Source organism: Nocardia sp. NPDC059177 (genome assembly GCF_042755165.1).
Taxonomy (GTDB): Bacteria; Actinomycetota; Actinomycetes; order Mycobacteriales; family Mycobacteriaceae; genus Nocardia.
Window position 1 is genome coordinate 264,628 of record NZ_JBHZBX010000001.1, and the last position, 15,852, is coordinate 280,479.

The window sequence follows — 15,852 nt, forward strand, 5'->3', positions numbered from 1 at the left end:
CCCCACCCTGCGCTACCGCAAGCACCACCTCCAGCACTCCACCAGACCCTCAATCTTCGAGGGGGGGGGGAGCAAATATCTCTCGTTCGCGCACGCGTCGCGACCCTTCTCGCCGGTCCGGGGTGGCGGGCGCTGGCTGCGCGGTGATCGGGGTCGCCGTCACGGCCGGGTGAGGGCGGCGGCCAGCGCGGGGCCGATCGTGTCCAGCGCGGTCGCGCCGGTGATGTCCCAGTGGGTGGCGTCGACGGCGATATCGCGGATGTCGCCGGCGATGTGGTCGCGCCACGATCCGGCGGCCCGGCCTTCGCCGTGGTCGTCGCGGCCTGCGGTGAAGAACAGCAGGTCACCGTCGAAGACGCGGGCACGATGGGTCGCGCTGATCGCCTGGGTGTGCAGGATGCCCGCGAAGAGCCGGTGCACGCGTTCCCCGGTCAGTTCCGTGAAGGGGCCCGGCAGGCCGGCGACCAGGGTGACGGCATCCTCGGCAGTGAAATCGGTGACCGGCGTGGCGAGTTCGTGCGCGGTGCCGAACTGGCCGAGCAGATCACCGACCGTCACCGGCGCCGCGCTGCGATACCCGACCTCGCCGACGAAGGAGTCCAGCATGGCCAGCACCTCCACCCGCTGTCCCAGTTCCTGCAAGCGCACGGCCATGGCATGCGCGATCACGCCGCCGACGCACCAGCCCAGCAGCCGGTACGGCCCATGCGGCTGGACGACGCGGATCCTGGCCACGTAGTCGGCGGCCACGGCGTCGAGCGACTCCGGCAGCGGCGTGTCCGCGGCGATCGTGGGCGATTGCAGCCCGTAGACCGGGCAGTCCAGTTCGGCGGACAGACCGGCGAAGCTCCATGCCAGCCCGACCACCGGATGGACGCAGAACAACGGTGCGCCAGGGCCTTTCGCACGCAGCGGGAGCACCGGCGCCAGCATGGATTCGCCGTCGTGCGCGGTGTCCCCGGCGATGCGGGCGGCCAGTCCGGCCGGGGTGGGGTCGGTGAACAGCCAGATCAGGGCGATGTCGGTCGCCAGTTCGGCACGCAGCCGCGCGACCAGGCGGGTCGCGACCATCGAGTTGCCGCCGAGGTCGAAGAAGGAGTCGTCGGCGCCGACCCGGTCGCAGCCGAGTAGTTCGGCGTACACCGCCGCGATGCGCTGTTCGACCGGCCCGCGCGGGGCACGGTAGGTGGCTGCGCTGAAGACCGGGCTCGGCAGGGCGGCGAGGTCGAGTTTGCCGTTGGCGGTGAGCGGCAGGGTGTCGAGGACCACCACGGCGGCGGGCACCTGGTGTTCGGGCAGCCGGTCGCGCAGGTGCGCGCGGACCTCGGCGCCGACGAGCTGGGCGCTGCCGCTGGGCACGACATAGCCGATGAGCTGGCGTCCGGTCGCCGGGTCGTCGCGGTCGACCACGGTGGCGTCGCCGATTCCCGGGTGGTCCAGCAGGGCCGCTTCGATCTCGGCGGGTTCGATCCGGTATCCGCGGATCTTCACCTGCCGGTCCGCGCGGCCGAAGTGTTCGAGGGTGTCGTTGCCGGTCCAGCGGCCGAGATCGCCTGCGCGGTAGAGGATTCCGCCGGGGGTCGTGGGGTCGGCGACGAAGCGGGTGGCGGTGAGGCCGGGCCGGTGCAGGTAGCCGCGCGTCACCTGGGCCCCGCCGACATAGATCTCGCCGACGACACCCCTCGGCACGGGCCGCAACCGGTCGTCGAGCACATGGACGGTGAGCCCGTCGAGTGGTCGGCCGATCGGGCTGCCCGCCCGCGTGTGGGCGCTGTCGGTGACGGTCGTGTGGGTGACGTGCACGGTGGTCTCGGTGATGCCGTACATGTTGACCAGTCGAGCCCCGTCCGTGCCGTGCCGGTCGATCCAGGCGGCCAGCCGGCGCGGGTCGAGCGCCTCACCACCGAAGACGATGCGTCGCAAGGCGAGTGCGCCCTCGGTGGCCTGCGCATCGGCTTCGGCGAGCCCGGCGAACGCCGACGGTGTCTGTCCGAGCACCGAAACCTGTTCGCGGACCAGCACTTCCCGCAACTGCTCGGGTGAGCGCGCGGTGTCGTGGTCGATCACCACCAGCGCCGCGCCGGTGGTGAGCGCACCCCACAACTCCCACACCGAGAAGTCGAACGCCGTCGAATGGAACAGCGCCCACACATCGGTGGACCTGGTGGACAGCAGCCGTCGCGACCGTTCGAGCAAGGCGACCACGTTGCTATGTTCCACCGCAACACCTTTCGGCGCTCCGGTCGTGCCCGAGGTGTAGATCACGTACGCGGTGTTCGCCGCGCGTACCGGAACCGGATTCGAGACGTCCGGAGATACATCCGCATTCGGTGACCCCGCGCCTTCAACGGCGCTGTGACCGTTCACCGAACGGCCGGAAGACCGGGCCGCACCGACTTCGGGAATCTCCGCTGCCGTCGACTGTCCGCGACCGGCGGAACCGAGATGCCACCGCGAGACTGCGACATCCGGCCGCGAGGACTCACCGGTGACCGACGGCTGCTCGGCGATCACACACACCGGCTGTGCGTCGGCGAGGAGGTAGTCGATCCGCTCACGGGGGTTCCCCGGATCGATCGGCACGTAAGCCGCGCCACTGCGGATCACCGCGACGATCGAAACAATCAGCTCGGCGGTGCGCGGCAGGATGACGGCGACCCGGCGCTCCGGTCCCGCGCCGTGCGTGACGAGCTCACGGGCCAGTGCTGCGCTGCGCTCGTCCAGGTCGCGGTAGGTGAGGGTGGTGGTGCCTGCCCGGACGGCGACCGCGTCGCGGTGGCGGTGGGCGGCAAGGTCGAACAGGTCGCGCAGCGTGCGGGGGTCGGGGCGGGTCGCGGGGGCGGGGTGGGTGGGCTGCCGGTCGACCAGGGCGATGTCGCCCACCGGCTGTGCCGGGTCGGCGGCGACGGCGCGCGCGATCCGTTCGATGGATTCGGCGAACCGTTCGACAGTGCCGTGGTCGAACAGATCGGTGGCGTAGGTGATCGCGATCCGGAGGGTGTCCGCGCGAGGGTCCGAGATGGTCAGCTGGAGATCGAATTTCGCCGGTGTCACCGTCGGCGCGATCGGTTCGACGACCAGCCCGCCGAGGTCGGCGTCGACCAGTCCGGCCCCGGCGTCGGCGGTGAGCACGACCTGGAACAGCGGGTGGTGTGCGCGGGTGCGCGGCGGATCCAGGGCATCGACCACCCGCTCGAACGGGATGTCGGCATGTGCCAGCGCGCCGAGATCGATATCGCGGACCCGGGTGAGCAGGGCGGAGAACGGGTCGGCCGGGTCGACCGTCGTGCGCAGCACCACCATCGCGACGAACATGCCGACCAGGTCGTCCAGTTCGGCACCACCGCGTCCCGCCACCGGCGTCCCGACAGCGATATCGCCGCCCGCGCCCGATCGGGCCAGCGCCACCGCGAGCACCGCGTGCACCACCATGAACTGGGTCGCGCCGTGCCCGACACCGACCCGGCGCAACCCGGCGGTCAGCTCGGCGTCGAACACGAACTCGGCGACAGCACCGCGCCCCGACGCCACCGCCGGATACGGCCGGTCCACCGGCAGACTGATCCGTGGCGCCAGTCCAGCGAGCCGTGCCCGCCAGTACCGTAACTGCCCGTCGAAGATCGCCGACCCCGACTCTTCCGACAACCACTCTCGCTGTGCCAGTGCATAATCCGCGTAGGTCACCGGCAGCGGCGGGAGCGCTCGACCAGCGAACCGCGTCACCGCAGTGGAGCCGGAAATCGTCGGCTCGGCGTCGGCGCCTCTCCTCGCGGCAGCCGGCAGCGCCGACCTCACGCTACGAAGCATCGACCCATCGCGCGTTGTTTCGGTGGTGCGCGCGGCGTACGCGCTGAGCAGGTCGCGCGTCAGCGGGCCGAGGGACCAGCCGTCGGCACTGATGTGGTGGACGACGACGGCCAGCACGTGTTCGTGCTCGGCGAGCATGAACAGCGCGGTCCGGAAGGGAAGCTCCGTGGTGAGATCGAAACCGGCCGTGCAGAATTCGCCGACGGCGGTGTGGAGCGCGTCCGGCGGCGTGGCGACCGGGGCGAGGGTGGTGCGGGCCTGGTCGATCGGCACGATGTGCTGGGTGCCGACGCCGTCCAGGTCGGGGTATCGGGTGCGGAGTGGTTCGTGGCGTTCGACGACGTCGTCGAGGGCGGCGCGGAGGGCATCGACCGACAGTGGTCCGCGTAGCCGCAGCGTCAGGGCGATATTGTCCGCCGGTGAGCGGTGGTCGATCCGGTTGAGCACCCACAACCGCTGCTGGGCGGGGGCCAGCGGGAGTGGGTTCGGACGGTCGCGGCGGGTGACCGGCGGGCGCGGTGTGGTCTTCGCGAGGTGGCGGACGGCGGCGGCGAGCCGGGACACCGTCGGTGCGTCGAAGACGGTGCGGGCCGGGATGTTCTTGCCGGTCGCCACCCCCAGGCGGGCAACGAGCCGGTTGGCGAGCAGGGAGTTCCCGCCGAGCGCGAAGAAGTCGTCGTCGGCGCCGACTCTGTCCACACCGAGCAGCCCCGCCAGCACGGCGGCGATCAGCTGTTCCATCGAATCAGTCGGCGTGGCAGCACTTTTCGATGACAAGCTCGGGGTCGGTAGCGCCGCGCGATCAACCTTGCCGACCGGGGTCAACGGCAGCTCGTCGAGGACGATCACCGCCGCGGGGACAGCATGCGCGGCAAGTCTGGTGCGCGCGTGGGCCATCAGCGCGTCGGTGTCGACAGCTCGCCCCGGTTCGGCCGTCACGTAACTCACCGGCACCCGTTCGCCCGCCGGGGTCTCCCACCCGGTCGTGATCGACGAGCGAACCGCATCGTGCCCGGTGAGTACCGCGTCGATCTCCCCCGGCTCCAGCCGGACACCCAGAACTTTGAGCTGGAAATCGGTGCGGCCCAGGAACTCCAACGACCCGGGTATCGAATCGCCGCCCTGGTGCAAGCGCACCAGATCGCCGGTGCGGTACATCCGCTCGCCGCCCGGCGCGGCCACGAACCGGGCCGCCGAAGCGCCCGGCCGCCGCCGATATCCCCGCGCGACACCCGGACCGGACAAATACAGCTCACCGGACTCCCCGACCGGCACCGGACGCAATCGCTCGTCCAGAATCCGCGCCGTCCAGCCGTCGAACACCGGACCCAGGACCACCGGGCCGCCGGCGAAAAGTGGTGTGGCAGTGACATAGACGGTGGTTTCGGTCGGCCCGTAGGCATTCACATAGACCCGGCCGGGCGCCCACCGCGCGACCAGCGCGGGATCGGAGACATCACCGCCCACCACCAGCGCACGCACCGTCACATGGCGCGACGGGTCCAGGGTCGCGAGCACGCCCGGCGTGATCACCACATGGGTCACCGCCCGGCCCGCGATCAGCTCGTCGAGTTCGGCTCCACCGGTGATCTCCGGCGGCACGATGACCGCCGTCGCGCCGTGGGTGAATGTCAGCAGCAGCTCGTGCACGAAGACGTCGAAACCCGGTGAGCTGACCTGCAATACCCGTGCCCGCTCCATCGAACCGAGCTGCCCGGATACCGCGGCGACCAGCGGCGCCAGCCCGCGGTGGGTCACGGCGACGGACTTGGGCGCGCCCGTCGAACCGGAGGTGTAGAGGACATAGGCGAGCTGGTCGAGGTGTGCCGGCGCGACCCGGTCGGCGTCGGTGAGCGGCGCCGGATCGTGCTCCGCGCATCGGCGCTCGAGCTCGGGATCGTCGAGGACCAGCCAGGTGATCCAGGTCGGCAGATCCGCCAGCATCGACCGGGTGGTGATGCCGATCGAGGCGGCGGCATCGGCGAGCAGATAGCGGCGTCGGGCCTGCGGCTGACGCAGGTCGACGGGCAGAAACGCCGCACCGGTCGCCGCGACCGCCCACACCGCGCGCACCAGCGCCGCCGAACGCGGCAGCGCCAGCACCACCACCGTCTCCGGGCCCACCGCGTGCGTGACCAGCTCGCGGGCGAGGCGGTGCGCGGCGTCCGCCAGGTCGGCGTAGGTCCAGGTCGTCTCGCCGTCGACGACCGCGATTCCGCCGCCGCGACCACCGCGATCGAGAATCTCACCGAGCGTGTCGTGCAGTCCGATCGCGGTCATCTGTCGATTACACCGGCAACCCGCACATCGGAAAAGCCCGATTTCCAGGGGCAATCCGCAGGTAGACGACGCGGCGGCACACCCGCGAACAGGTGCGCCGCCGAGATCAGCGGGAAGGGCTCAGAACTCCCAGTCCTCGTCCTCGGTGTTGACCGCCTTGCCGATGACGTAGCTGGAACCCGAGCCGGAGAAGAAGTCGTGGTTCTCGTCGGCATTGGGTGACAGCGCCGACAGGATCGCCGGGTTCACCTCGCACTCGTCCTTGGGGAACAGGCCCTCGTAGCCGAGGTTCATCAGCGCCTTGTTCGCGTTGTAGCGCAGGAACTTCTTGACGTCCTCGGTGAGGCCGACCTCGTCGTAGAGGTCCTGGGTGTAGTCGACCTCGTTGTCGTAGAGCTCGAAGAGCAGCTCGAAGGTGTAGTTCTTGAGCTCGTCGCGCTCGGCCTGGGAGACCAGCTCGAGGCCCTTCTGGTACTTGTAGCCGATGTAGTAGCCGTGCACGGCCTCGTCGCGGATGATCAGGCGGATCATGTCGGCGGTGTTGGTCAGTTTGGCCCGCGAGGACCAGTGCATCGGCAGGTAGAAACCGGAGTAGAACAGGAAGCTCTCCAGCAGCGTGGAAGCGACCTTGCGCTTGAGCGGGTCCTCGCCGTTGTAGTACGACAGGACGATCTCGGCCTTGCGCTGCAGGTTGCGGTTCTCCTCCGACCAGCGGAACGCCTCGTCGATCTCCTTGGTGGAGCACAGGGTGGAGAAGATGGAGCTGTAGCTCTTGGCGTGCACCGACTCCATGAACGCGATATTCGTGTACACCGCCTGCTCGTGCGGGGTGATCGCGTCGGGGATCAGGCTGACCGCGCCGACGGTGCCCTGGATGGTGTCCAGCAGCGTCAGGCCGGTGAAGACCCGCATGGTGAGCTGCTTCTCGTCGGGGGTCAGGGTGTTCCAGGAGGGGATGTCGTTGGACACCGGCACCTTCTCCGGCAACCAGAAATTCCCGGTCAGCCGATCCCAGACCTCGGCATCCTTCTCATCGGGCACCCGATTCCAGTTGATGGCCGACGCCCGATCGATGAGCTTCATTCCGCTTCCACACCTTTCCGCCAGACCTGTGACCTCACACCCGCCGCCGCGCACGAGGGCCTTCACCTTGAACACTACTCGTAGTGGGTGACAACCTCACGGAACACAACAGCTTGTGTTGCGACCGGTCGAATCCGCCGTCCTCGGCGAACCCGCGCGCCACACACGCGGCCCCTATTGTGCGGTACGCGCGCCGCCACACCACCATCGCATCGCCGTGATTCGTCCCCCGTGCGCGAACTCGCCCACCCGGCCGTGAGCGCGACCACTGCCCGCACAGTCCCGCCGCCAACCAGCGCGGCGCATTCGGCGGTGCATCCACCAGGCTTTGCATTATCCGCGGGCACCCGGCAAACTGCGCCTCGCGTGCCCGTTTCGCTGGGCGGGCACTCGTGACAGGGGGAATCCTTGATGCTTCGCCGCCTCACCGTGGCCATCGCACCGGTTCTTACGGCAGCACTCGTGGCGCTGACCGGTTGCGCTACCGAATCCGGACCCGTCACAGCACCGATCACAGCCACACCGTTGCCGCCGATCGAAGGCACCTACTGGCGGACAGCCCCACAGACCGACGCCCAGCGCGCCGAGGTCGCGACGAGGTCGCGACTCATCGATGTCTGTGCGTTGGTGCCGCGTGCCGAACTCGCTTCGATCGGTACGGTGCGCACCGTCGACAACGATCAAACAGATTCGTGCAGGGTCGAATTCGCGTCGCCGGACGGCACCACGGACAAACTCTCGTGGGCGTCGATGGTGGTTTTCACCGATGCCCCACAGCAGGCCGGGACCACGGTGACCCAGCTCGGCGCGGCCGATCTGTCGGTGTTGCCTGGTGATCTCGATCGGAGTGGGACTCAGCAGACCTGCCATGCCACCGCGAAGTTCCCTGCCGGTGCGGCAATCTATTTCCAGACGACAACCCCCGATGGACTCGACGCGTGCGCGCGCCTCGAAGCGCTCGCGGGCAATGCGATGCGGCAATGGATGAGCACACCACCGCAGGGCACCTCTCCTGACACGAAACACACCGTCCTGCATGGCGCGGACCCTTGCGCAGTACGCGATCGTCTGGACGGCGCCACCCCGCTCGGGGCACCGACGCTCAAAGCTTGCGGATTCAACTATCGCGGAGTCGACGTCATAGTCAGCTACGAGCACCGGGAACGCACGCTGCTGAGCAAGAACGAGCAGACTGTCGACGGCCGCACCGTCTACACCGTCGATCGCAGTCTCACCGCCGTGGTCGGCCCGGACCAACCTCCGGGGACCACCGGGTTCGGCGGTGCCATCGTTCCGGTGGTGAACGTCTACGCCGACAACACCGATGTCGCCGCCGAAGTGATGCGCCATGTCCTGCCCCTGTTCCCCGCCGCCTGACCAGGAGAATCACGTGCGTCAGCTCATGACAACCGTCCGGCCGGATGAGGCCCGGAACCGAGGACGTCGCACGGCTCGATCGGCGGGGTGGCGGGTCGCGCTGATGGTGGGAGCGGTGTTTCTGGCCGCCGGTTGCCAGAGTTCCGGAGCCGCGGATTCGCTGCCGACCGGTGGATTCTGGTCGGCCGCACCGAATTCCGATGCCGAGAAGCTCGAGGTCTTGCGCAAGGTCAGGGCGATCGATGTGTGTGCGCTGCTGCCGCGGGACTCGCTGGGCACGTTCGGGGTGGTGAGCGAAGTCGAGAATGTGAGTCCGGAGCAGTGCCGGGCGAATATGGCCGTCGACGGGCATGCGGGTGGGGTCGACGTGACCTGGACGGCGGGGGCGATGTTCGCGGGTGAGTACGGGCTGGGCGACGGTCCGGTGACCGAACGGGCACTCGGCGACGTGCGGACGCTCTACGCCGAGGAGCCCGCCACCGACCCGGCCCTGCGCGATAGTTGCGACGCGTTCGCCCAGTTCGTCTCGGGTGCCTACCTGTCGATGAGTGTGCGCGCACCCGAGGACGCGTGCGCGAAGACGGAATCGCTGCTGCGGATCGCGCTGGTCAACTGGCGTGCCGAACCCGCGCAGGGCAGTTCGCCGGATTCCGACCGGACCGTGCTCAGCGGGGCCGACCCGTGCGCGGCCGCCCCGCTGATCGGTGTCACGGTGCCACCGGACCATCAGAACCTGTCGCAGTGCACACTGACAATCGACGGGCGCCAAGCGATCATCAGCTTCGACTATCGCGAAGAGCGCGGAGTCCGCGACGACATCCCGGCCTTCACCGTCGGCGCCAGGCAGGTCTACCGCTCCGAGTCGGCGATGCCCTCGATCACCTCGCTGTCGGCCCCGGTCGGCCCCGCCCTCGCCGCCGGCACCAGCGACGCCCTGCTCGGCCCCCGCGTCCCGATCGTCACGGTCACCGCCGACACCGCCGTCGCCGAGCAGGTCATGCGGGAGACCCTCGCGTTCCTGAACTGAGCACAACGTTCTGAGAACGACCGGGCCATAATGTTTGCGCGTGAGTTGCCGCCACGGGCAGACTCGGTTGTCGGGCGCGTGGTCCGGCCCGGGTCTGCCGAGGACAGGGGTGCCGATGTATCGCAAGATCATGCTGGCCGCTACCGCGTTGCTCGTGTGTGCCGCGTGCGGTGACGACGCGGGCGATCCGCCCGACTACGGCACGCTGCCGCCACCGCCCGCACCCGTCATCCCCGCGCAGCCGCCGGAGTTCTGGTCGCATGTCCCGCAGGATCAGGCGCAGCGCGACGAGGTCGCCCAGGCGACCCGGCAGGTGGATGTGTGCGCGATACTGCCGCGCTCCGAACTCGGCAAGCTGGGCAAGGTCCAGAGCGTGACCGTCGGCCTGGATTCGTGCCGTGCGGTCCTCGGCAGCGACGAACCCGGCGACGGCACCACCCTGACCTGGCACGCGACGCTGCTGCCCAGTCTCGGCACCGGCGGCAAGGGCGTGACCAAGCAGATCGGTGACGTGGCCGTGCGGCTGGTCCCCGATCGCGACACCGGCGAACCGCGATCGTGCGGCGCGACCGCCCGCTTCCCGGCGGGCGCGGTGTTCTATCTCGGCCTGTCCACCCCGCCCGGCACCGATCCGTGCGCGGTCGCCGACGGGCTGCTGCCCGGCATGATCGATCGCTGGCGCCAGTCCCCACCGCAGGGGACCTCCCCCGACACCGTGCCGACAGTGCTGCTCGGCGCCGACCCGTGCACGGTCCGCGGCAAGCTCGACGGCACCGTGCCCGGCGACGAGCAGCGCCTGACCCAGTGCCTGTTCAGTTATCGCGGCGAGAAGATCACCGTCAGCTACGACTACCGGGTGCCCGAATATCTGGCCGCCAACAGCACCGAGGAGCAGATCGACGGCCGCACCGTGCACCGGTCGGTGTCGGTCTACGACAGTTCCATCCCGATCTTCACCGCCGCCGTCGGCCCCGAACTACCGGCCGAGTCGACGGCGTTCGGCAGGCGGATCCCGGTGGTCGAAGTGGTCGCCAGGACCGACGACGTCGCCCGGGACGTGATGGCCCGCGCCCTGACACTCTTCCCCGAGCGCTGAGCTCAGATTCCCAGCACCAGCTTGGCGGTGGTGAAGTAGATGATCAGCCCGGTCGCGTCGACCAGGGTGGTGACCATCGGTGCCGACACCACCGCGGGGTCGATGCGAATCCGCTTGGCCAGCAACGGCATCGTGCCGCCGATGGTCGCGGCCCAGCCGCAGATGATCACCAGCGTGATCGCGACGACCACGGCGATCTTCGGACCGACGAACAGGGTGCCGATCAGCAGTCCGGCCGCGGCCAGCATGCCGCCGAGCACCAGCCCGACCCGGCATTCGCGCCAGATCACCTTGAACAGGTCCGAGACCCGCACCTCGCCGACCGCCAGCGCCCGCACACACGCCGTCGCGGCCTGCGCGCCCGCATTGCCGCCCGCGCCGATGAGCAGCGGGATGAACAGTGCCAGGCTGGCCGCCTGCTCGAGCGTCGCGGCGAAGACGTCGGTGACGCTGACGGTGAGGGTGGCCGCGAACAGCAGCAGCATCAGCCACAGCGCCCGGTAGCGCGCCAGCTGGAACACCCCGGCGGCCATGTAGTGGCCTTCCCAGGGCGCCGAACCTGCCTGCTTGGCGACGTCCTCGCTGTCGGCGGCCTCGAGCACCTCCATCGCGTCGTCGATGGTGAGCAGCCCGACCACCCGGTCCTCGCTGTCGACGACGACCAGGTTGATGTCGTTGGTGGAGCTCATCAGGCGCGCGGCCTTCTCCGCGGAATCGGTGGCCCGCACGAAGGCGGGTTCGGTGACGACCAATTCGGCGACCGAGGCGTCCGGCGCGTGCAGTACGAGTTCCCGCAGTTCGACGATGCCGGTGAGCCGGCGGCCGTTGTCCACCACCGGCAGGGTGTAGACGGTTTCGGCGTTGGCGCCCTTGGCGCGCACCCAGGTCAGTGCCTGGGCGACGGTCAGATTGTCCGGCAGCGCGACGACTTCCGGCGTCATGTACAGGCCGACCGAGCCCTCGGGGTAGCCGAGCAGCGCGGCGGTCATCCGGCGTTCGCGCGGGCTCAGCCCGGCCAGTACCTTCTTGGCGACCTTGGCCGGGGCCTCGCGCAGCATGCGCGCCCGGTCGTCGGGATCCATCGCCTCGACCAGATCGCGAAAACTCTTCTCCCGCAGGCCCTGCAGGATCTGCTGCTGGTCGACCGGCTCGAGTTCCTCGAACACGGTGATCGCGCGGTCCTTGTCGAGCAGGCGGAACACCACGCCCGCCTGCACCGCGTCCATGCGGGCCAGCGCGTCGGCGATGACGTGCGGTGGGCGGTTCTCCAGCCAGTCCGTCGCGCCGGCCACCCGGTGCGTCTCGACGATGTCGCGGACGGACTCGGACAGGATCGCCAGCGCCTCGGTCACCGCGTGGTCTTCGGCGGCTTTCGACGTAACTGGTTCGGGCACAACGGAATCGGCGGCTACATGACGGACTTCGATGAGATCGATCTGCGACATGGGACAGTCCTCTGACGCGCAAGCGCGCATGCCTGCGGCAACGCCGCGGGAATGCTACGTGGGTGGATCGGGAAACGGTGGCACACACCGCGGGCGTCCACCACCACGACCATCACGCACCACCGGCGCGAACCGGCCGGGAATCAGTACGAGGACGAAGGGGCGACGCCGCGCGGCCTTCGACTGGGGGGCTCGCTGCGCATGGCAACACCACCTCCTCGTCGTCGCTGCCGGCCTTCGCCGCGCAGATCGCAGGGAGCACCCGATCGGGCACCCCGTCAACCTGCAGGATACATGCGATCCTCAAGTGTTTCACCTTGGCACTGTCGTACCACTGGCCACAGTGGCACCGATCACACCACCCCCGGCCGCCCGGCGAATCCGTGCAGGTCCAGAATTCGGCGCGCCGCGCGCACAACAGTTGCCCGGAGCCGTACCAGTCGCCACAGTGGGGGCAGCAGTTCCGGTCACACACACTTCAGGAGAATCCTGTGCGCTTCGGCATCTTCGTCCCCCAGGGCTGGCGACTCGACCTGGTCGGTATCGAACCGGCGGACCAATGGACGGTGATGCGCGAGCTGGCCCAGCGCTTCGACACCGGCACCGACTGGGAGTCGATCTGGGTCTACGACCACTTCCACACCGTGCCCGTCCCCACCGACGAGGCCACCCACGAGGCCTGGACGCTGATGTCGGCGTTCGCGGCCACCACCACGCACGTGCGGCTCGGCCAGATGTGTACGGCCATGAGCTACCGCAACCCGGCCTACCTGGCCAAGGTCGCAGCCACCGTCGACCTCATCTCCGGCGGGCGCGTGGAGATGGGCATCGGCGGTGGCTGGTACGAACACGAATGGCGCGCCTACGGTTACGGCTTCCCGACGGCAGGCGAGCGCCTGGGCCGTCTGGACGAGGGCGTGCAGATCTTCCGGCAGGCCTGGCAGACCGGGCGCGCCACCCTCGACGGCAAGTACTACCAGGTCGACAATGCCATCGTGCACCCACGTCCGTTGCAGGAGAACGGTATTCCGATCTGGGTCGCGGGCGGCGGCGAGAAGAAGACGCTGCGTATCGCCGCCCAGTACGCCGATTACACCAACTTCAGCGGCGACCCGGCCGAGTTCGCCCGCAAGTCGGAGATCCTGGCCGAACACTGCGCCGATGTGGGCACCGATTTCGCCGCGATCACCCGCAGTTCCAACTTCGACGCCGTCGTCGGCTCCACCGAGGCCGAGGTCGAGGACCGCCTCGCGGCGATCGTCGACCGCTTCACCCCCGCCCTCGGCGCCGCCGAGGCCCGAACCCGCGTCACCGAGAAGTTCGCCGGCAGCGCGGCCGTCGGCACACCCGAGCAGATCACCGAACGCCTTTCCGCCGTCAAGGATCTCGGCCTGGCCTACGCTATCGTCAACTTCCCCGAGGCGGCCTACGACACCTCGGGCATCGAACTCTTCGAACGCGAGGTGATCCCCGCCCTGCGCTGACCGCGGCCGCCCCGCCGGTGCCATAACCTGGCGGGTGTGAACGATCCGGGGGCACGGTGGCGCGAAGCGGCGGCGCTGGACAAGCGATACAAACGACGATCCGACGGCTCGCGGCAGCTGGGGCCGGTGCTCGCCGAGGACGGCAACCCGGCACCGCGCCCGACGAGTCTGTCCGCGCGCCGAGCCGACGGCAGCACACCGGCAGCCGCCGTCGTCTTCGCGGTGCTCACCGACTGGGCACTCCACCTCGGGCTGGGCGTCGTCGCGTGCCTGGCGCTGCGGCCGTTCGGCCCTGGGATGGCGATCCTCTACGGGCTGCTGGTCTGGATCGCCGCCTCGTTCATCCATCGGACGATCGTCCAGCGCCTGACCGGGGCAACGCTCGGCTACGCGCTGTTCGGGCTACGGCTGCGGCACCCCGACGGTAGTTCTCCGTCGCTGGCGAGACTGGTGCTGCGCTGGTTCAGCACGCTGGGGAAAGCGGTGGTCGAGGTCATCTCGCTGCCGTGAGTTCGGCTCGGCGGTATCCGATTACGCGGCTGTGTCCTTGACCACACCCGCGCACTCCGGCTATGTTCTCTCGCCAACAGACTTGGACATGTGTTCAATTGAACGTATGTCCATCTGAGGATCGAGGGATACTGATGATCGGGACAGCGACGCGGGGTGGCGCCGGGCGAGCCGTTCGATGGATGGGCACTGGCACTGGTGGCGGGAATCGGGGCCGCCGGTGCCGGATCCGTCGCGGCCGTACCGGGCGCCGGGCTCACACCGTTGCACGCGCAGGGCGCCGCGCTGGTCGACGGGTTCGGGCGGACCGTGCTGTTGCACGGGGTGAACACCGTGGACAAGGACGCGCCGTACCTGATGCCCGGTGACGGATTCACGCTGACCGACGAGTCGGCGGCACTGCTGGCGCGGCACGGGTTCAACACGGTGCGGCTCGGGGTGTCGTTCGACGGGTTGATGCCGACCGAAGGCGTGGTCGACACCGGATATCTCGACCGGGTCGAAGCGGTGGTGGATACCCTTGCCGCGCACGGGATCTACACGTTGCTGGACAATCATCAGGACGGGCTGTCGGAGATCTGGGGCGGCAACGGGTTTCCCGAGTGGGCGATCCGCGCCAGGCCCGCCGAGGGCGAACCGAATCCCGGCTTTCCGTTGTACTACCTGATGCCGAGCATGAATGCCGGATGGGACGGGGTCTGGAACAACACCTACGGCGTGCTCGATCATCTCGGGGTCGCCCTCGGCGCGCTCGCCGAGCGAATGAACGGGCGCGCGAGCGTGCTGGGCATCGAACTGCTGAACGAACCATGGCCGGGCACACCGTTTCTCACCTGCTTCCCGGACGGCTGCCCCGACTTCGACGCGAAATACCAACGCGCACTACAGCGTCTGACCGATGCCGTGCGGGCGCGCAATACGACCGTGCCGGTGTTCTGGGAACCCAACGTCACCTGGAACGAGACGATGCCGAGCCACCTCGGCAAGAATCCGCCGATCACCAGCCCGAATATCGTCTTCTCCCCGCACGACTACTGCATCCCCAGCCAGCTCGCCATCTACCTCGGCCTCCCCGAGGAACTGCGCGCAGTGTGCCCGGTGCAACAGGACAAGACCTGGTCGAACATCGACTCGTTCACCGACCGCACCGACATCCCCACCATGGTCACCGAATTCGGCGACGGCGACCCGACAGTGTTGCGCAACACCACCACTCGCGCCGATCAGCGTTTCATCGGCTGGCACTACTGGCACTACCGGGCAGCCGACGGCGACCCGTTCCGCGGTGACCTCGGCCGCGAACTGGTCCGCACCTATCCCCAGGCCACCGCGGGCACACCCGAAGCTATGGTGTTCGATTCCAGCACCGGCGATTTCGCCTACCGGTATCGTCCGCGCACTGCGTCGGCGCCGACCGAGATCTACGTCTCGGACCTGTTCCATCCCGACGACTACGAAGTCCTGGTCACCGGCGGCCGGGTCACCTCGGCGGCAGGTGCGCGGGTCGTGACGGTGGAAGCCGACGGCACCGCGCCGGTGACGGTCCGCATCCATCGGCCGGGGTCGACGGGCGTGGAGTTGCCCGCCGATGGCGGCACCGGGTCGGCCGGCAGCAGCGGATCGGCATCGGGATTCCCCTGGTTCACCGGTTCCGCGGGCTGAGATGCCACCTCCGTCGCTGACCCGGTAGTCCGGAGAGGCCGTTTCGACCGTGCGGCGCCGGGATCAGCATCGTTCGGCCAC

General features: G+C 69.1%; 9 protein-coding genes. 6 read left to right on the forward strand and 3 right to left on the reverse strand.

The window, feature by feature from the left end; all coding sequences use genetic code 11:
• Positions 1–159: 159 nt before the first annotated feature.
• Both ACFXK0_RS01180 and nrdF read right to left on the reverse strand, forming a co-directional pair.
• Positions 160–6,087 (reverse strand): amino acid adenylation domain-containing protein, encoded by a 5,928-nt coding sequence (locus ACFXK0_RS01180; protein WP_379407614.1) that lies wholly within the window; start codon positions 6,085–6,087, stop codon positions 160–162.
• Positions 6,088–6,207: 120 nt separating this feature from the next.
• A complete protein-coding gene (gene nrdF, locus ACFXK0_RS01185; protein ID WP_067985411.1) occupies positions 6,208–7,170 on the reverse strand; it encodes a class 1b ribonucleoside-diphosphate reductase subunit beta in 963 nt (320 codons plus the stop codon).
• A gap of 525 nt (positions 7,171–7,695) precedes the next feature.
• On the opposite strand from nrdF, the gene ACFXK0_RS01190 reads away from it, so the two are divergent.
• The 3 genes from ACFXK0_RS01190 (at position 7,696) to ACFXK0_RS01200 (ending at position 10,670) form a co-directional block, all read left to right on the forward strand.
• Positions 7,696–8,547 (forward strand): peptidase, encoded by an 852-nt coding sequence (locus ACFXK0_RS01190; RefSeq protein ID WP_379407615.1) that lies wholly within the window; start codon positions 7,696–7,698, stop codon positions 8,545–8,547.
• A gap of 115 nt (positions 8,548–8,662) precedes the next feature.
• The gene (locus ACFXK0_RS01195; protein WP_379407616.1) at positions 8,663–9,574 is read left to right on the forward strand and encodes a hypothetical protein; all 912 of its coding nucleotides are present in this window, start codon (positions 8,663–8,665) and stop codon (positions 9,572–9,574) included.
• A 115-nt stretch (positions 9,575–9,689) separates the two neighbouring features.
• Positions 9,690–10,670, forward strand: a complete 981-nt coding sequence (locus ACFXK0_RS01200; RefSeq protein WP_379407617.1) for a peptidase — start codon at positions 9,690–9,692, stop codon at positions 10,668–10,670.
• 2 nt (positions 10,671–10,672) lie between these two features.
• On the opposite strand, the gene mgtE is transcribed toward ACFXK0_RS01200, so the two are convergent.
• Entirely contained in the window at positions 10,673–12,115 is a 1,443-nt protein-coding gene (gene mgtE, locus ACFXK0_RS01205) for a magnesium transporter (RefSeq protein WP_379407618.1), read from the reverse strand.
• A gap of 491 nt (positions 12,116–12,606) precedes the next feature.
• Between mgtE and ACFXK0_RS01210 the strand changes: the two genes are divergently transcribed.
• The 3 genes from ACFXK0_RS01210 to ACFXK0_RS01220 all read left to right on the forward strand — a co-directional run bounded on the left by ACFXK0_RS01210 (position 12,607) and on the right by ACFXK0_RS01220 (position 15,771).
• Positions 12,607–13,599 (forward strand): LLM class F420-dependent oxidoreductase, encoded by a 993-nt coding sequence (locus ACFXK0_RS01210; RefSeq protein WP_379407619.1) that lies wholly within the window; start codon positions 12,607–12,609, stop codon positions 13,597–13,599.
• A 36-nt stretch (positions 13,600–13,635) separates the two neighbouring features.
• The gene (locus ACFXK0_RS01215) at positions 13,636–14,109 is read left to right on the forward strand and encodes an RDD family protein (protein ID WP_379407620.1); all 474 of its coding nucleotides are present in this window, start codon (positions 13,636–13,638) and stop codon (positions 14,107–14,109) included.
• A 198-nt stretch (positions 14,110–14,307) separates the two neighbouring features.
• Positions 14,308–15,771 carry a cellulase family glycosylhydrolase gene (locus ACFXK0_RS01220; RefSeq protein WP_379407621.1) on the forward strand — a complete coding sequence of 488 codons (1,464 nt, stop codon included), beginning with the start codon at positions 14,308–14,310 and terminating at the stop codon, positions 15,769–15,771.
• Positions 15,772–15,852: the final 81 nt, after the last annotated feature.

Bases quoted from the DNA above. Each gene is read 5' to 3' on its own strand.
- mgtE (WP_379407618.1), bottom strand. From the start codon at position 12,115: ATGTCGCAGATCGATCTCATCGAAGTCCGTCATGTAGCCGCCGATTCC.
- nrdF (WP_067985411.1), bottom strand. From the start codon at position 7,170: ATGAAGCTCATCGATCGGGCGTCGGCCATCAACTGGAATCGGGTGCCC.
- ACFXK0_RS01180 (WP_379407614.1), bottom strand. From the start codon at position 6,087: ATGACCGCGATCGGACTGCACGACACGCTCGGTGAGATTCTCGATCGC.
- ACFXK0_RS01200 (WP_379407617.1), top strand. From the start codon at position 9,690: ATGTATCGCAAGATCATGCTGGCCGCTACCGCGTTGCTCGTGTGTGCC.